The sequence below is a fragment of the Psychrobacter sp. genome (assembly GCF_049295055.1).
GTDB lineage: Bacteria > Pseudomonadota > Gammaproteobacteria > Pseudomonadales > Moraxellaceae > Psychrobacter.
The window spans coordinates 1-18,933 of record NZ_JBAQQF010000038.1; the positions used below are offsets into that span (position 1 = coordinate 1).

The window sequence follows — 18,933 nt, forward strand, 5'->3', positions numbered from 1 at the left end:
AGTAATATCGATACATCACACACTGCTGATATCAATTTTCCTTGCTTGCTGTGCCTGCGCAGACAGAGGCGACAAAAAATTGATATCAGCAATACCGTAGCGATTTTAGGATATTTTGACTATAGCATCATACTATAAAGGCGCGCTGACAACGATAGCTTTAGCCGCATTGCAATCACGCCTTCATTTATAAATATCATTCTAGAGCTGATAGGATAACTTTCTATAGCGATTTCATACAGATGGCTTTTTACAGTCAGACTATTTAACCGCTAAATAACCCGCTTTAGAAAAATAAGCTTGTCCTGCAGGAGAGCGCAGATAGTCAGTGAAATCTGCTGCTGTTGCGGCATCAGTGATAACGATGCCGTCTTGTAAGATAGCAGGATAAGACTCCGGTGGTAAGATGTAAAACTGCTCAGGGGTGGCTTTAATGGCGGTGACTTGCGAATGAGCGACAAAACCATAGTCAACACTACCAGTATGAGCGTATTGGAATGCTTGACCAATATTCTCAGCTTGGATGATGCGTTTTTGCGCCGTTAGAGAGTCATAGAGGTTTTGTGATTGTAGATAGGCTTTTGCCGATTCACCATAAGGCGCAAGCTCAGGATTGGCAATGGTAATTTTGCTCTTATCATCACTTTTGAGTAGCTCAGTCAATGTCGTTTGGTTGAGTCCACTAACAGGTTTGCTGGCACTATAAATGGATAGCTGACCTTGAGTATAAGTAAATGGTGTGTGGCTTGTGTCACCTTTAAACATCTCATCGACTAACTGCGCTGGAAAGGTTTGGTTGGCAGATAGGAATATATCGTAAGGCGCACCTGAGGTAATTTGAGAATATAGCTTACCTGATGAAGCAAAGGTGACTTCAATTTTTTGGTTAGGCAGATTTCTATCTGCTTTATAACTATCGATGATTTCAGGCAACACATCAGATAAGTTGGCTGCGGCCGCAATGCGAATGGCTTCAGTTGGCTGTGTGGTTGGCGCAGTGTCATCGCTAACCACTTGCGCTCCTTCGGTACTGGCTTCTTTACTGCAAGCACCTAATGTGAATGCCAAACAAACAGATGCGCCTAATGTGGTAATAGATTTCGTCACTTTACCGTCAGGTATTAAATAAGACCGATGGCTAGCTGGTTTTTTATGAGCGTTTAATGGCTTTGCTTTCATACTCTATTTCCTCAAACAATTAAAATAAAAAAACAAACGTCGATAAAATGGTATCAATATTTAAGTATATATTACTTAATTATATTAAGAAGCTTAATAATTGATTCAAAATATTTTGGTTGAAAAAATTATTTTTATTATCAAAGGTTTGATTAAAGATTCTTTATTTAGTTGTATGAATTAGCTTTTGTTATCTATCTAATGTTGCCTAACGCTTATTAGCTAGCCCTTATCATTTAATTGCTTGATTTAACCATTGTTACTGAGCCATTTAGAAGAATCATCTTGGTAATATTCTTGCTTCCAAACCGGAATATCGGCTTTTATCGTATCTAGTATCCAGCGGCACGCATCAAAGGCGGGGTAGCGATGGGCTGAAATGACGCCAACCCAAATGGCCACATCGCCAATCTCTAACGCTCCGATACGATGAATGGCAATCGCATGGGTAATCTCAAAACGCTTTTTGGCTTCTTCAATAATGGCGCGACCTTGATTGATGGCGAGATCTTCGTAGCCGTAATAAGTTAAGCGATTGACGCTACTGGCATTATTATGATTGCGGACGCGCCCCTCAAAGCATACAAATGCCCCGCAGCTATCATTATCAAGGGTTTTTTTAAGTCTACTTTCATCAATATCGATATCTAATAGCGCAAAACCATCACGTTCAGCAATCAGGTAAGCTTCATCGATGCTACGCTTAATGCTCATCGATTGCCCATGTACATTGTCTGTCATTTATTTTCTCTATTTATTATTTTTAATGAGCGTTATAACGATATCAACGAAAATTTTAATTACATTAACCGCCAGCTACTGGTGTGATGAAAACAACGCTATCACCATCAACAATTTCATCTGTCCACTTAGCAAAGTAGTCATTCACTGCCACACGCAGCTCTGATTGTGGACGACTAAAACGATGTTTTTGGCATAGTTGCTCATACAAATCGGTTAATGACGTAGACTCTTTTACATTGATTTTTTCTTCATGACAATTGGCTTCATCAGCCAAGCTTGCGAAGTATAAAACAGTGATATTCATCGTGTTATTCACTGTAGTATCTGTATTGCCGTCGATTAAAGCGCTCATAGCAGTCTCCATTATTTGTTAATCACCGAACTTTATGCGTATCGTATCAATGATGCTAACTTAGGCATGCTGATAATCTGATTTGCCGCCTGTTTTGTTCATCAGATGAATATTATTAATCACAATGTCATGTGAGATGGCTTTGGTCATATCATAGATGGTTAAGCACGCCACACTAACCGCTGTCAGTGCTTCCATTTCTACGCCCGTTTTATGAGTGACTTTGACAGTAGCAGTAACGGTAATGCTATTTTTATTATCATCGTAGACAAAGCTTAAACCAATCTTATCTAATGGCAAAGGATGGCAAAGTGGAATCAAGTCATGGGTACGTTTGGCAGCCATAATGCCTGCGATATGAGCGGTCTGCGTGATGCTACCTTTTTTAGTCATGCCATCAGCCGCTTTGATCTGCTCATAAATCGCTGCGGGGAAAATTACTTGCCCGCTTGCATGCGCTTCTCTTGTGCTAGCCGTTTTGCCACTGACATCGACCATCGTAATATCGCCGTCGCTATCTAGATGCGATAGGTTAGATTCAAACGCTGTTGCTTTAGTCGCTGTTGATTCAGCTAATACTTCTTTATCCAATGTGGATTCATGGTTTGTTTGGAGATTGCTGCTCATAGGTGACGCCTTTTTTCAAACTGTTTTTTATAGATGAGTCAAAGCCATACAAGCGCGTTTGAAATCTTCGGGTGTATTAAAATTGGTCAAATGCTGCCAGTTTTTCGGCAATGGCACAGGTTGTACAATAGGCTTAATAAACTTCATCACTTGGCGCTGCCCATCATCAATATAGCGTTTTAGGTCAGGCTCTATACTTAATCGATAAATACCTAATAAGGGATATAAATGACTGTCATCTGTAAGGCAAATGACTGATTTATCTGTCGCTTGTGTCATATAAGGCTTTAGCTTTTGCCATAAATCGGTGGCAGGAATCAAGCTATCACAGCTAATGACCATTAGCCAAGATGCTTGCTCGTTTGGTGCTTCGCCTAATGCTGTCGAACTTGCTAAAGATTGCAACGCCGACTCAATGGCTACTAATGCGCCACCTGTCTCGATCTGCTCGTCATCATTACCAGAAAGAGTGTTGCTAGACAGATAATCAGTAATATGAATGATTGGCACCTGCGGATTCTGAACGATTAAATCCGGATTGACAGTAAAACCACGCCCATTATCCGCAATCATAATAGGTACGTTATTCATAAGCGCTGTGCTTAATTCAAGCGCCTGTCTGACATGATAGTCAAGCAGGCGCTCGTTTGTCGGCAGGATTAATTCAGCTTTAGGCGACCCCATACGTTTAGATGCGCCGCCGGCTAAGATAACAATACCTGCTAAGCGATTTAAGTGATCTGCATTGGAGTTGATTACAACATTTGCAACATCCGCAATCATTTAGTCGTGACTCGGATTGGTACGCATAAAGTGTGGGACAAAATTACAGGGGCGTGTACGGCTATCAAGCTGCTCTTGTAAGATACCTTCCCAAGCAGTGCGGCAAGCACCGGATGAGCCAGGTAAGCAGAATATGCCCGTACCATTTGCCATACCAGCTACGGCGCGAGACTGTATGGTAGACATACCGATATCGTCTTTTGAGATTAAACGGAACATCTCACCAAAACCATCAACTGATTTATCAAACAATACGTTAACCGCTTCTGGCATGCTGTCTCTGATATAAAAGCCAGTACCGCCAGTGGTGATAATTGTATGCACATCTGGGTCGGCAATCCAGCCACTGATAACAGCTCTGATTTTATAAATATCGTCGATAATCAGCTGACGATCAGCCAGTTGATGACCTGCTGCGGTCAGTTGGTCGACCAAATACTGCCCTGAGGTATCTTCTGCAAGAGTACGACTGTCAGAAACTGTTAAGATGGCGATGTTAAGCGGGGTAAAGGGGGCTTGCAGCTTACTCATGAATAATCCTTAATAAATACGCTTGTTATAAAAAATGAGAAATTTGATTATTAGTATATGGTTGATTCTATCCACCAATCATCGACAAGTTATTCATCATGCCACTATTCGAATCATGGAGATGATGGTGTTCGGGTTTAATTGGCATAAAGCTGTGCAACGTACTGACCAATCCTGCGACATCATCTTGCTCTAGGTGCTTACGAATGTCGTAATTACCTTGGTCAAATAAACACAGATGTACTTTGCCCTGACTGCTAACACGTAGGCGATTACAGCTGTCACAAAAATGTGCCGCATAAGGGGCAATCATACCGATGCGCCCTTGATAATCAGGATGGCTATATTCTATCGCTGGGCCATCGTTGCTGCCACGTACATGGGTTTGCCAGCCGTGTTTTATCAAATAATTGGTAATGATGTCGGATTGCGCATGCTGAGCAAAAAACAAATCGCTATTATCACTGGTCTGCATAAATTCAATAAATCGATAAGTGACAGGTCTGTTTTTTACATAATCGATAGCATTCATCAGATTTTCAAAGGCAGTTTCAGCCATTAAAATACTATTTATTTTCAACTTAATATCCGTGGTCGCTAGTAACTGATCCATATCAGCCAGTAATTGCGGCAGCATATCAAAGCCGGTCATCTTATAAAAAGTAGCAGCATCAAAGCTGTCCATACTGATATTAATTTGGTTCAGTCCAGCAGCGTGCCAACCCGCCAAATGCTTGCCAAGTTTATAACCATTACTGGTCATGGCAACCGTTTCGATACCTTCGGTGTTTTTGATAGTTTTAATAATGTCTACGACATCACGGCGTATAGAAGGCTCACCGCCAGTAATTCTGACTTTTTTGGTACCTACTTGGGCAAAACCGCGGATTAAAGTAGCAATTTCAGCGACACTTATTTCGTTCTGTGGTGGTTTACCTTGATAGCCATCTGGCAGGCAATACTCACAGCGAAAATTACAGAAGTCTGTAATGGATAAACGCAAATAGGTTAGACGTCGTGCGAAACCATCTGTTAATGGCTGAGAGAGCGTAGTAGGAGAATGCATAGACGAGATGGCGACTTTCGATGATGAGTGACCATCAAAAATAGCGGGTGCAGCAGCAGGTGAATACAGTTGAGCATTTCCTACATTGGGGGCAAGATGGTTCATAGATGATTACCATTAATATTAATTATATTGTGTACTTTTAGGCGTTGCCTCAGGTTGTGAGTGAGAAGTTCTATTTAAATACTATTATGACAGATTGCAAGCAAATAACAATTAACCGTAAGTTATCCAAAAACTACCACTAAAGTAGTAGAAGCTAAATGGTAGAAGGTAATAAATTTCTCACGGCTAATGGCATAAATAGTTATTAATTGTTTAGCTATAAACAATGCCGTTTTCAGTTATGTAACTATCAATGACGCAATTCTCAGTTATGTAACTATCAGTGATTCAACCAAGGGAAGGGTTGAACCTGTACGTTTTCACCAGCCGATAGGTTGCCAGAATCCTGAGCCAATACAATAAAACAGTTAGCGTGGCTAAGCTGTTTGATACGGTGCGATTGCTGTTTGGAGAAGCTTTCAACTTGAAAATGACCAGCTTCATTTTGTGACAGAATCCCTCTTTGAAAGTCCGTACGACCCGCTGATTTTTTAATATCATTTTCAAGCGTTGCGCTTAGTATCAACTGCATGGGTCGGTCTTGTATAGCAGCGCCTGCCATTTGCCACAATGCTGGAATCACAAACTGCAAGGTGCCGACGACCGTCGATAATGGATTGCCGGGTAAGCCAAAATACAATACTGGCTTGGCAAGGTTTTGAGTCAGCTCACCAAATACGAAAGGTTTGCCGGGCTTCATCGCCACTTTATAGTGATTGATTTTTCCCAATTGCTCAATAACGGTAGTTAAAAAGTCATAATCACCGACTGATACGCCAGCAGTAGAGATGAGGACGTCACACTCTTGCATCGCTTTGGTAACGGCTTCAGTGGTTTTGTCTAAATCATCAGCAATGATGCCATAATCACGAATATCTACGGGTAAGTCAGATAATAGGCTTTTGAGTGTCGGGGTATTGGAATTATAGATTTGTGCCAAGCTTTCAAGCTTATTACCAATCGCTACGAGCTCATCGCCAGTCGCGAGCACACCAACGATTAAAGGTTGATAGACATCAACTTTATCGACACCTAAATTCGCCAATAAACTGATATCAGTAGGGTTTAATCGTTTACCTTTGAGTAAAACAGTTTCACCAGTTTCAATCTCTTCGCCTTGTTTGCGAATATTATCATCACGTTTGGCGTCTTGGCTAAGGATAATGGGATAAGGCTGTGACTTATCAATGCTATCTCTAATCGCGGCAAAGTTGGTGTTTTCTTGCATGATGACCGTATCACAGCTATTAGGGACGACCGCACCGGTAAAGATACGTATCCCTTGTCCTGCCTCGATATCACCATCGTAAGGACTGCCAGCTTGTGATTCGCCGATGATATCAATCACAGTATCTGCTGAGAGCTTACTGTCTTTTGCAATCGCATAACCATCCATCGCGGATAGATTTTGTCTCGGTATGGCAAAGGGCGAGGCGATATCTTCAGCCAATATCTGATTACGGCTGTCTAATAAATCGTAAGTATTGATTTGTCTGTTAGGTAGCGGATAGTCATTATGGTTATAAGTGTCTACGCGCTGTTTTATTTCGGAGATGAGGCCTTCAACCGTAATCATAAATCCCTACTTATTTTATTGAGGTAACTTTTATATTGTATAAGAGATAGCTTATATCATATGAGTTACTTTATACCATAACAATGTCGTGACCGACAGCGTATTGAACAGCGTATTAATTAGCCGCGGAATATATTCTCTTGCTCAAGCATCATCTCGATACCTTCGATGTCTGCTTCATTCGCTAGCGTAAACAGATAATCGCATAATGATTGATGGAACGCTTGCTGGCTCAGCTTATTATGAATAGCAGGGCTGACTTGATCATAGGTCATCTGTATCCCAGGCTCTTTATTTATCACATCAACCACGTGAAAACCATATCTGCTCTCGATAGGGCTTGGCGCAAGTCCTGCGTCCAACTTAAATAACACACTTTCAAATTCTGGTACGGTCTGTCCTTTGTTAATCACACCCAATTCACCATCTTGCTCTTTTGAAGGACAAGCAGAATGCTGGCGTGCCACTTGGATAAACTCCGAATTAGGATTGGCGTTGTTTTTGATTTGCTCAATAAATTCGTAAGCGGTCTTTTTGAGCTTTAATCGCTCGTCGCCATCTTCTGGTAAACACGCCAATAAAATATGGCGCACGGTCATAATCGGATCGGTCATATAGTCGGTAATATTTTGCTTATAATAACGCTCACAGGTTGCCATATCAGGCATGGTCGCTTGGACATTTTTATCTATCAAGCTTGAGATGGCTTGCTCTTCGTCATTTTCCCATGCTGCTTCACCAAGTTTTGGCTCATCCAAAACCGCCAATCTAAGGAGTTCACGTACCACCAATGCCTGCGTCGCTAAAAATACCGCGTCTTCTTTATTTTCTGCTGGGTGATATTGCAGCTCTTGAGCGATATTGATTCTATCTATCATCACGCCATTAACCGTCACTGAAGGCAATTCATCACGGCTAGAAGCGATGAGGTTTTTATGATTGCTGCGCTCTTCAGCCATTGCTTTGTCGATGAACTCTTGATCAGAATGTGGTTTTTGTAAATCCGTCAAGGTTGGCATAAGATGAACGATATCATCGCCATGGTCATGACTATGCTCATGGTGATGATGATTGTGTTCATGGCTGTGATCGTGGCTGTGATCGTGGCTGTGGTCATGACCACAATCATGACCGCTGTGCAAGTCATCAGTAGAGGCATGGCCAGTATGAGTGTCGCTACTAACGCTATTGTTTGCGTTGTTACTTACGTTATTAGTCGTCGTATGGTCGGCTGGATTGTAGGTACTGACAGTCATGGCTTTGCTCCGCTAAAGTTTTTGATAAAAGGTTTCTGATAATAGGAATCGTAAGAGACGATTAAAATTTTAGGTCAAACACTAAATAAAAATAATAAAAAAATAGAGCCGCCTTTAAATAAATTGATAGACAGACAATTTATAAATACATAATAAATTGTCTGCTATTGAATAAATTGTTTAAAAGCTGCTCTACGACGGTGTCTGACTTATTTTCTATTATCTTTAATAAAGTATTGAGCTTGTTTATCATCCTCAACGTTTTATCAAATTGATAATATTAAGCCAGCTCTAGGCTCATTTTAGGACCAAATGGTTCGTAATGAACGCTATCGACGCCATGGTCTAAGCTTACTAGCGCATCGATAATGCTTTCCATAAATGGCATAGAACCACAGACATAAATATCGGCGGGCTTAGGTAAGTTGGCAAGCCACGCTTCATCAAGAATTTGTCCAGACTCAAAGTAAAAAATGTGTTTTTCTACGTTTTCAGCAGTTTCTAATAGTGCATTTACTTTATTGTTAAAGGCATGATGCTCTTGGTTTTGGCAAGCATAAACCCAAACGATAGGACGCTTTGGATTGGCAGCGACTTGTGCTTCTAACATCGATAAAATCGGTGTTACGCCAACGCCTGCACTAACCAAGACTAATGGCATGTCATTTTGTTCGACCAAATCTTGGGTAAGCTCAAAATCGCCTGCGGGTGCAGACAATAGAACCGTATCACCAACGGCCAGTTGATCATGCAAATAATTAGAGACTAAGCCATTATGCTCATTACGGTTATCACGTCTGACCGCAAATTGGATGCCTTTATCGCTATTCGCTGAGAATAAAGAATAATGACGTAGGGCAATATGGTCGCTGTCGGTTGGGTCTGTCTTTACAGTGATATATTGACCAGCGCTTAGTTTAAGCTTGCTTAGGTCGATAGGCTTGTTGTTTGCTGAATCAGCGTTTACTGGAACGACTGTAAAGGCGGCGATATCAGTGGCGGCTTCTACTTTTTCAGTTATTTTAAAGGGTGCAAAACCTTGCCACATTTCCTGCTCGTACATACCGTGTTCGACTTGGATAAATACTGAGGCAATCTCGTCATAAGCTTCAGTCCAAGCATTGATAATGTCGTCATTAGCGGCTTCACCCAGCACTTCTTTAATGGCACCAATTAAATGGGTGCCAACGATAGGGTAGTGCTCTGGCAAAATTTGTAAGGCGCGATGCTTATGGCTGATTTGTGTGACTTGCGGCAATAAAGTCGCTAAGTTTTCCAAATGTTTGGCCGCTGCTAAAACCGTCATTGCCAATGCAGTCTGCTGACGACCGAGTTTTTGATTGGTTTCATTAAAAATATCGAGTAGTTCAGGATGCCCATTAAACATATTTTTATAAAACACAGTAGTAATCGCGGTGCCGTGCTCTTCAAGTACTGGTACCGTTGCTTTGACGATTTCTAATGTTTGTGCTGAAGCCATTGTGGTTCCTTTAGTGAATATTCACATTGATAAGTTTAGGGATTGAAGCTCATAAAATGAACTTGGTAACAGTCATTAGATATTTAAACTGTAATGAACGCTGCAACTGGGTGCAGGATTAAGCGTTCAGTAGTCAAATAATCAAGCTGTTTCCATAAGATTCATTAAAAATGAATCTTATGGTATCGTATTCCTGTTTAAACATCAATGCTGTTTCACTATTGTGCTTATTTCTATTGCGAACCTTTCTGTCGCACAATTTGATAACGGCGACCTAAATACCATACTGGGGCACTAATAATATGAATGAGCCGCGTGAACGGGAAAATCATAATGAGCGTGATGCCCAGCGCCATGTGTAGCTGATAAATCAAGTCGGTCTGCTCGATACGAGCGGCGGCTTGCCAAGGTCTTAAAATAGTAATATCTTGTGCCCAGCCTGCTAAATTCATCATGGTAAAGCCATCTAGATGTTTAACTGAGGTAAAGATGGATATTAGACCTAAATTAAGCTGAATAAATAACAGCACCAGTATCAGTTTGTCTGAAAATGATGAGGTGTTTGAGATACGATCATCAGTGAAGCGCCGCCACATCAGCATGACCAAACCGAACCAGCAGAATACCCCTGCAATACCGCCGACGACTACCGCTAAAATCTGCTTATGACCGGCGCTAATAAATCGGTCATAGAGGAAATGCGGCGTCAACATACCGAATAAATGCCCAAGTAATACCACGATAATACCAACGTGGAATAAGTTGCTGGCAAGACGCATATTTTTGGTTCTTAGCATTTGTGATGAACCGGTCTTCCACGAATACTGAGATAAATCAAAACGTACCCAAGTGCCAATGATAGCGATGGTTAATGCTATATAAGGATAAACGCCAAAAAGAAAGATTTGTAGCCAACTTAGATTGGCTAAAGACTGTACACCAGGATCTGCAATATTCATGTCCTTTCTCCTTATTATTGTTTAACCGTTGTATTGGTTTTAAAGTCTACCCAGTGCACAGGGGCGTCGACAGCATGTGGATTGGCTCTAACGCCAGCTTTTGCCGCCAGACTTTGAGTGCTGGTCTGTGAGGAGCAACGCTCTTCTTGTTGCGCATCCAAAAACGTAACTACTTCTTCTTCCCATTCTTTATCTAATGCTTCAAAACTGTCATCAGGCTTCTCTTTACTGATTTTTTCTTGATACTCTTCGACCATATCAAGAGGCTTACCAGCAATCTGCAATAGCGCATTAAAGCAGCCTTTATACATACTGCCGCGGTGTTCGAGTCGGGCAGCAAGCAATGCAATGATGTGGCTGACATCGGCGATATCCATACGAATTTGAATATCATCGTCGATAACTGTTGCTTGATACGCCAAAAATTCTAGATATAAAGGCAGATAATCAGGCAGCTCTTTTACGCTAATCTCAAAGCCAGCTTCTTCATACTGACCCATCAAATCAACCATGGCTTGACCGCGATCGCGCGACTCACCATGTACATGCTCAAACAACCATAGCGACAATGAACGACCGCGCTCAAACAGCCCGTCATAACGTGCTTGTGCTTCAAGCGAGCCGGTATCGATTAAGTCTTCAATCAAATCAATGATTTGCGTCCGTACTTCAGGGCTAATAATGGTTGATCTAGCAACAATCTCTGTACAGTCAGCCAAGGTATCGCCAGTAAATAGCTCGTTACTGGGATAATCTATCAGTAAGCTTAATACTTTGAGGAGCTTCAAGTCTGATGCGCCAATCATCGGCGTCTCAATAATGTCATTCACTGAACTGCTGGTATGAACTTGAGTAGTTTGCATCTTACGACTCCCACTTTTGAACAGTATCAATGAAATCACGACGATTGGTTTTGCGTTGTCCGAACATACTATTATCAGAAGTGCCTGAACAGCCTTCACCAAAGGTAAAGCCACAGCCGCCACGCTCAGCAAAAGCATCACTCAACGCTTCTTCGCGATGGGCAGTTGGAATCACAAAACGATCTTCGTAGTTGGCGATAGCGAGATAGCGATACATCTCTTCAACTTGTAGCTTGGTTAGACCTACATCATCTAAGATGCTTTGAACTTCTTGCTTTTCGACCAGTTGCATACGCTTGTAGCTACGCATCGCAAGCAGACGTTTTAGCGCCAAACGTACAGGCTCTTCATCACCTGCGGTCAAGAGATTGGCTAAATAACGTAGCGGAATACGTAAGCTGTCGACATCTGGAATCAGACCATCCATACCGACTTTGCCCGCTTCAGCAGCGTTTTGAATCGGTGATAATGGCGGTACATACCAAACCATTGGTAGCGTACGATATTCAGGGTGTAGTGGTAGCGCAAGCTTCCAATCTACGGCAAGCTTATATACTGGTGAGCGCTGCGCAGAATCAATCACTGACTGCGGTACACCGTCTTTTAACGCTTGAGCAATAACTTCAGGGTCGTTAGGATCTAAGAATAAATCCAATTGTGCTGGATAAATGTCTTTCTCGTTTGGCGTACTAGCCGCTTCGGCGATTTTGTCAGCGTCATATAGCAAGACACCTAAATAGCGGATACGACCGACACAGGTTTCCGAACAAACCGTTGGTAAGCCCGCTTCAATACGCGGATAACAGAAAATACATTTTTCTGATTTACCGGATTTCCAATTGTAATAAATCTTTTTATACGGGCAGCCTGAGATACACATCCGCCAGCCGCGACATTTTTCCTGATCAATCAGTACGATACCGTCTTCTTCACGCTTATAGATAGCGCCACTAGGGCACGCTGCGACGCACGTTGGGTTCAAGCAATGCTCGCACAGACGCGGCAAATACATCATGAAGGTGTTTTCGTACTCGCCATAGATATCCGCTTGAATGTTGTCAAAGTTTTTATCTTTACGACGTTTTTCAAACTCTGTACCTAGAATCTCTTCCCAGTTAGGACCCCATTCAATCTTTTGCATACGCTTGCCAGTGATGGCTGAACGCGGGCGGGCGATAGGCTGATGGGTGCTGATAGGCGCGGTATGCAGATGCTGATAATCAAAATCAAACGGTTCGTAATAATCATCAATTTCTGGCAAATCAGGGTTGGCAAAGATATTTGCTAATACTCTGAATTTGCCACCGATGCGTGGATTGATCGTGCCATTGGCATTACGTATCCAACCGCCTTTCCATTTGGTTTGGTTTTCCCACTCTTTGGGATAGCCAATACCAGGTTTTGATTCAACGTTGTTAAACCAGGCGTATTCCATACCTTCACGGCTGGTCCAGACGTTTTTACAGGTGACTGAGCAGGTGTGACAACCGATACATTTATCAAGGTTAAGCACCATGCCGACTTGCGAACGAATTTTCATTGATGTGCTCCAAATATTAGTAGAAAAAGCAGCTCTTTATTCTTTATTGAGGTCGTTTTAAAAAGCATATTTTAAAACGACCTATTTTCAATAGAAGAAAACGCTTTAATCCTCAATGGTGGTTGGTAATGGACGCGGTAATTCGTTATCTGGCTTATCCTCTAGCCAGTCAATTTTTGACATTTTACGAATCACGACAAACTCATCACGGTTACAACCCACGGTGCCATAGTAGTTAAAGCCATAAGATTGCTGAGCATAGCTGCCAATCATATGCGTCGGTTTCAAAATAGTACGAGTCATTGAGTTATGAATACCACCACGCGTACCGGTTTGCTCAGAACCTGGAATATTGACCAGTTTTTCTTGTGCGTGATACATCATGGTCATGCCTTCTTTGACCCGTTGGCTGACGATGGCACGAGCGGTAAGCGCGCCGTTGGCGTTAAACAGCTCAATCCAGTCGTTATCGACGATACCGGCTTTTGCCGCATCAACTTCTGACATCCAAACACAAGGTCCACCGCGACTCAGCGTCAGCATCAATAAGTTTTCAGAGTAGGTACTGTGGATACCCCATTTTTGGTGCGGCGTTAAGAAGTTCAGTACAATCTCTTTATTACCGTTTGGCTTGGCATCTTTAACCATCGCCGTAGTTTTGGTATCGATTGGTGGACGATACTGCTGCATTTGCTCACCAAATGCTTGCATCCAAGGATGGTCTTGGTAAAACTGTTGACGACCAGTCAGCGTACGCCAAGGAATCAGCTCATGAACGTTGGTATAACCGGCGTTATAACTCACTTCGTCCGACTCAATGCCTGACCATGTCGGGCTTGAGATGATTTTACGCGGTTGTGCGACGATATCTTTAAAACGAATTTTTTCATGTTCGCTAGATTTGGCAAGATGGGCATGCTCGCGTCCGGTAAACTCAGACAATGCTTCCCAACCTTTTACCGCCACATGACCATTGGTTTCAGGTGCGAGCATCAAAATCATTTCAGAAGCATTAACGGCAGTGTTAAGACTTGGTCGACCTTCAGAGATACCCGGCTCAGTAACTCTATGATTTAAATCACCAAGTTGTTTGACCTCGGTTTTCATATCCCAGTTCAAGCCTTTTGATCCGTTACCTAGTTTCTCTAGGGCAGGGCCCATAGAAGTAAATTTCTTGTAAGTATTTGGATAATCACGCTCAACGGTCAAAATCATCGGACAGTTTTTACCGGGTACTGGTTTTTCGCCAGCCGTTTTCCAGTCAGTGCCACCGAATGGTTGTGCTAGCTCGCCCGGGGTATCATGTTGCATTGGCAAGGTGACGACATCGGTTTCAACGCCCAAATGGCCTTTTGATATTTCAGAGAAGCTCTTGGCAATGCCTTTATAGATTTCCCAATCTGTTTTAGATTCCCAAGCAGGGTCGGTTGCGGCGGTTAAAGGATGGATAAAGGGATGCATGTCTGAGGTATTCATGTCATCTTTTTCATACCATGTTGCCGTTGGTAGTACGATATCTGAATACATGCAGGTAGACGACATACGGAAGTCTAACGTGACAACCAAGTCCAATTTACCAGTAGGGCCTTTTTCTACCCAATCGACTTCTTTTGGCTGCAGTTGACCTGCTGCATTTTCTTCATTGAGCAAGCCATTTTTGGTACCCAAGAAGTACTTGAGCATATATTCATGACCTTTACCTGATGAGCCCAAGAGGTTTGAGCGCCAGATAAACATGTTGCGTGGGAAGTTGTCTGGGTTGTCAGGTGATTCACAAGCAAAGCGGATGCTGCCATCTTCAAGAGAATCGACGACATAATCCTTCACGTCTTTACCACTTGCTTTGGCTTTAGCCGCGATAGTCAGTGGGTTGCAGTTTAATTGCGGGGCAGATGGAAGCCAGCCTGCGCGCTCTGCTTGAATGTTGTAATCAAGCATATGCTCAGGGAAGAATTTTTTATTGACGAGTGGCGATAGTATTTCATGGGCAGAAATAGTTTCATGACGCCACTGTGAGCTGTGCGCATAGAAAAAGCTAGTACCTGCCATTTGGCGTGGCGGACGCATCCAGTCGAGTGCAAATGCCAATGGCAACCAGCCTGTTTGTGGACGCAGTTTTTCTTGACCAACATAATGCGCCCAGCCGCCACCCGATTTACCGATACAGCCACAAAGCATGAGCATATTGATCACGCCGCGATAGTTCATATCGAGGTGATACCAGTGATTCATACCAGCACCGATGATGATCATCGATTTACCATGGGTTTTATGGGCGTTTTCTGCGAACTCACGAGCTACTTGGATGACGCGTTCACGGCTTAGCCCCGTAATCACTTCTTGCCAAGCAGGCGTGCCTGGTACAGTAGCGTCGTTATAGTCATCAGTAACATGCTCGCCGCCGACACCATTATCCACACCAAGGTTAGCAACCGTTAAATCAAATACAGTGGCGACGATAGCGGTTGTACCATCGGCAAGGGTGATTGTTTTACAAGGAACGGTTTTTTGTTGTATGGCTTCGCCTGGTACTGAAGCAAAATGTGGGTGTTCAACATGACCAAAGTAATCAAAGCCGACTAGGCAGGTTTCATTGCTGTCTTTTAAGGTTAACGTCAAGTCAATATCTGCGCCTGTCGTACCATTTTTTTGCTCAAGGTTCCATTTACCTTTTTCGCCCCAGCGATAACCGATTGAACCAAGTGGAGAAACCAGTTCACCGTCACTATTTAGACCAATTGTTTTCCATTCTGGGTTGTTTTCTTGCCCTAAGTTATCAATTAAGTCAGAAGCACGCAGATAGCGACCAGCATGGCGTGCGCCTTCTTCACCTTCTAGCATGACTAGAACGGGTAAATCGGTGTAGCGTTTGGCGTAATCCAAGAAGTAATCACTTGGCTGCTTGAGATAAAACTCTTTGATAATGACATGGCAAAATGCTTGCGCGACTGCCGCATCAGTACCCTGTTTTGGATTTAGCCATAAGTCAGTAAGTTTAGAGACTTCTGCATAGTCAGGGGTAATTGAGACTGTCTTGGTGCCTTTATAACGAACTTCGGTAAAGAAATGCGCATCAGGCGTACGCGTTTGCGGAACGTTTGAGCCCCACGCAATAATATAGTCAGAGTTGTACCAATCGGCTGATTCTGGTACGTCAGTCTGCTCGCCCCAAACCATCGGCGAAGCTGGTGGCAAGTCACAGTACCAATCATAAAATGATAAGCAAACACCACCAATTAACGATAGGTAACGACTACCAGCGGCATAACTGACCATCGACATCGCAGGAATTGGAGAGAAGCCAACGATACGGTCAGGGCCAAAGGTTTTGGCGGTATAAACGTTACTAGCGGCGATAATTTCATTGACCTCGCTCCACGTTGAGCGGATAAAGCCCCCTAAACCACGCTTAGATTTATATTGCTCAGCTTTGATAGGGTCTTGGACGATACTGCCCCACGCATCGACTGGGTCAGGGTATTGCGCTTTGGCTTCACGCCATAATTTGAGTAATGGCTTACGAACTTTAGGATATTTCACACGGTTGGCAGAGTACATATACCAGCTGTAGCTTGCGCCACGAGGACAGCCACGCGGTTCGTGGTTTGGTAAGTCTGGGCGTGTTTCTGGATAGTCAGTTTGCTGCGTCTCCCACGTCACCAGTCCGTTTTTGACATAGATTTTCCACGAGCAAGAGCCGGTACAGTTGACACCATGCGTTGAACGCACCACTTTGTCATACTGCCAACGGCTACGATACACATTTTCCCAATCACGAGACTCATCGCGTGTCTCGCCATGCCCATCGGAGAATTCGCCCTTTTTACGTTTAAAAAAACGGAATTGGTCGAGTAAATGGCTCATTTCGCTATCCTCTGTGTTATTGCCTATGGTGTATCTAAAGCTGAGTGCAGGGTGGTTCTGTATGAGTAACCGTATGCACCTAAGCCGTAAATAGTATTCGATGGTGTCATTTTAAGTAAGCCGTCACTGTCTTACTATTAGCTAACATGAGCAGAGCACTACCACCTTAGTAGTAGCTGCCAAAAATAAAAAATGATTAAAAACACCCTTAAGCGTAAATTATTAATAGCAATTAATGAGCTAAAAGCCGCTCACAAAAATTTAAAACAAAAAAAGTACTACTTACGCTGGTAAGTAGTACGGTAAAGAGAGGTTTTTTAGCTTAAGAATTCGAGGTTCTAGCAGGGAATTTCAGCATTGCCACGGCTGTAATACCACCAAGTCAACACAATACATATAACATAAAAAATGATTAGGGCAATAAAAGTACCGTCAGCACCCAGTCCAGAACCAAACATTTTAGGGATAAAGAAAGCGCCATAGGCAGCGACTGCTGAGGTAAAACCAACCACGGCAGCGGACTCTTTACGTATCTCGACAAATAACTCTTCGGTACCGGCTTTTTCAGGCTCACGGCGATCATGAAAGGTTCTGAAAATCACAGGAATCATGGTAAAGGTAGAGCCGTTACCGATACCTGTAGTAATGAATAACACCATAAAGGAGATAAAGTAGCCAACGAAGCTGCCTTCACTGGTCTCGCTCGGTAAGAAATACATCACTGCCAATACGGCCAGCACCATGACGATATAGTTCCAAAAGGTGACTTTTGCACCGCTGGTTTTATCAGATATCCAGCCCCCTAATGGGCGAAATAATGCGCCAACGAATGGACCCAAAAAGGCAAATTTGAGCGCATCAATAGCGGGAAATGAGTTTTTAATCAACATCGGAAACGCTGCGGAAAAACCAATAAATGAGCCAAACGTCGCCATATAAAGAATACACATGATCCAGTTATGTTTACGTTTGAAAATAACCGATTGGTCTTTAAAAGAGGCTTTTGCAGTGGCAATATCATTCATGCCAAACCAAGCCAATGCCGAAAATAACAGGATGAAAGGTACCCAAATAAAACCAGCGTTTTGCAGATAAAACAATTTGCCGCTTGCAGCAACTTGTGGGTCGCCGCCCAAGCTACCAAAGGCTGCTACCAAAATAATCATCGGCACGACGAACTGCATGACAGAGACGCCAAGATTACCAAGACCCGCGTTTAGCCCAAGTGCGGTGCCCTGCTCTGACTTTGGGAAGAAAAAGGAGATATTCGACATGGATGACGCAAAGTTACCACCACCAAAGCCGCAAAGTAGGGCGATAATGGCAAATATCATAAAGGGTGTATCAGGGTTTTGAACCGCAAATCCCATCCACAATGCTGGAATTAATAAAGAGGCGGTCGATATCGCTGTCCAGCGTCGTCCGCCAAAGATAGGCACCATAAAAGAATAAAAGATCCGCAGCGTCGCCCCTGATAGACCTGGTAGCGCCGCGAGCCAAAATAGCTGTTCGCTATCAAAAGCAAAACCAATCTCCGGCAGGCGTACGATGACCGCACTCCATACCATCCATATTGCAAACGCTAGTAGCAACGATGGGATAGATATCCATAAATTTCGGCGAGCGACTTTTTTGCCGCCTCCTTCCCAAAATTCTTCAACTTCAGGACGCCAGTCAGTGATGAGCTTACCACCTTTAAAGTTGTAATGATTGCCCATACGATTCCTCACTTAATATCGTCTATACGTAGTTATAATTGGTGTTTTTATCACGTTAAGTCGCTGTTAATATTGCTAACAATAAGTCACCAAACTTAAGCAATGACGGCACAATGACGGCATAGCGCTAACGGATTTATTCACAGTACCGTAAGTCATCATTTGCTATATTTGTTGCAAATGATGACTTACGGTACTGTGATATGGCGGTTATGAGTATTCATACATAGTGGTATACTGATGGCTAAAAGGGGTAGAAGGCAGGCAAAAATTTATCGTCTAGAATAAGC

15 protein-coding genes are annotated in these 18,933 nt (G+C 43.0%); all 15 read right to left on the minus strand.

Annotation, left to right across the window (positions count from 1 at the left end; translation table 11 throughout):
• Positions 1-261: 261 nt before the first annotated feature.
• Complete coding sequence (gene modA, locus WAZ74_RS05355; RefSeq protein WP_422306566.1) at positions 262-1,179, minus strand: molybdate ABC transporter substrate-binding protein; 918 nt, start codon at positions 1,177-1,179, stop codon at positions 262-264.
• 249 nt (positions 1,180-1,428) lie between these two features.
• Positions 1,429-1,920: a molybdenum cofactor biosynthesis protein MoaE gene (locus WAZ74_RS05360; RefSeq protein ID WP_422306568.1), complete on the minus strand. Its 492-nt coding sequence runs from the start codon at positions 1,918-1,920 to the stop codon at positions 1,429-1,431.
• Positions 1,921-1,984: 64 nt separating this feature from the next.
• The gene (locus WAZ74_RS05365; RefSeq protein ID WP_422306570.1) at positions 1,985-2,275 is read right to left on the minus strand and encodes a MoaD/ThiS family protein; all 291 of its coding nucleotides are present in this window, start codon (positions 2,273-2,275) and stop codon (positions 1,985-1,987) included.
• A gap of 60 nt (positions 2,276-2,335) precedes the next feature.
• Positions 2,336-2,902, minus strand: a complete 567-nt coding sequence (gene moaC / locus WAZ74_RS05370; RefSeq protein WP_422306572.1) for a cyclic pyranopterin monophosphate synthase MoaC — start codon at positions 2,900-2,902, stop codon at positions 2,336-2,338.
• Positions 2,903-2,929: 27 nt separating this feature from the next.
• Positions 2,930-3,685, minus strand: a complete 756-nt coding sequence (gene mobA / locus WAZ74_RS05375; RefSeq protein ID WP_422306574.1) for a molybdenum cofactor guanylyltransferase — start codon at positions 3,683-3,685, stop codon at positions 2,930-2,932.
• A complete protein-coding gene (gene moaB, locus WAZ74_RS05380; RefSeq protein WP_422306576.1) occupies positions 3,686-4,216 on the minus strand; it encodes a molybdenum cofactor biosynthesis protein B in 531 nt (176 codons plus the stop codon).
• A gap of 67 nt (positions 4,217-4,283) precedes the next feature.
• Positions 4,284-5,387, minus strand: coding sequence for a GTP 3',8-cyclase MoaA (moaA, locus tag WAZ74_RS05385; protein ID WP_422306578.1), 1,104 nt, complete (start codon positions 5,385-5,387; stop codon positions 4,284-4,286).
• Positions 5,388-5,667: 280 nt separating this feature from the next.
• A complete protein-coding gene (glp, locus tag WAZ74_RS05390; RefSeq protein ID WP_422306580.1) occupies positions 5,668-6,963 on the minus strand; it encodes a gephyrin-like molybdotransferase Glp in 1,296 nt (431 codons plus the stop codon).
• Positions 6,964-7,082: 119 nt separating this feature from the next.
• Positions 7,083-8,219, minus strand: coding sequence for a peptidylprolyl isomerase (locus WAZ74_RS05395; protein WP_422306582.1), 1,137 nt, complete (start codon positions 8,217-8,219; stop codon positions 7,083-7,085).
• A 280-nt stretch (positions 8,220-8,499) separates the two neighbouring features.
• Positions 8,500-9,699: a globin domain-containing protein gene (locus WAZ74_RS05400; RefSeq protein WP_422306584.1), complete on the minus strand. Its 1,200-nt coding sequence runs from the start codon at positions 9,697-9,699 to the stop codon at positions 8,500-8,502.
• A gap of 233 nt (positions 9,700-9,932) precedes the next feature.
• On the minus strand, positions 9,933-10,658 hold the full coding sequence (gene narI / locus WAZ74_RS05405; RefSeq protein ID WP_422306586.1) for a respiratory nitrate reductase subunit gamma: 726 nt from the start codon (positions 10,656-10,658) through the stop codon (positions 9,933-9,935).
• 14 nt (positions 10,659-10,672) lie between these two features.
• Complete coding sequence (gene narJ / locus WAZ74_RS05410; protein ID WP_422306622.1) at positions 10,673-11,464, minus strand: nitrate reductase molybdenum cofactor assembly chaperone; 792 nt, start codon at positions 11,462-11,464, stop codon at positions 10,673-10,675.
• A 58-nt stretch (positions 11,465-11,522) separates the two neighbouring features.
• The gene (gene narH / locus WAZ74_RS05415; protein WP_422306588.1) at positions 11,523-13,061 is read right to left on the minus strand and encodes a nitrate reductase subunit beta; all 1,539 of its coding nucleotides are present in this window, start codon (positions 13,059-13,061) and stop codon (positions 11,523-11,525) included.
• A 105-nt stretch (positions 13,062-13,166) separates the two neighbouring features.
• Positions 13,167-16,925: a nitrate reductase subunit alpha gene (locus tag WAZ74_RS05420; protein WP_422306590.1), complete on the minus strand. Its 3,759-nt coding sequence runs from the start codon at positions 16,923-16,925 to the stop codon at positions 13,167-13,169.
• Positions 16,926-17,263: 338 nt separating this feature from the next.
• A complete protein-coding gene (locus tag WAZ74_RS05425; RefSeq protein ID WP_422306592.1) occupies positions 17,264-18,643 on the minus strand; it encodes a NarK family nitrate/nitrite MFS transporter in 1,380 nt (459 codons plus the stop codon).
• Positions 18,644-18,933 lie beyond the last annotated feature (290 nt).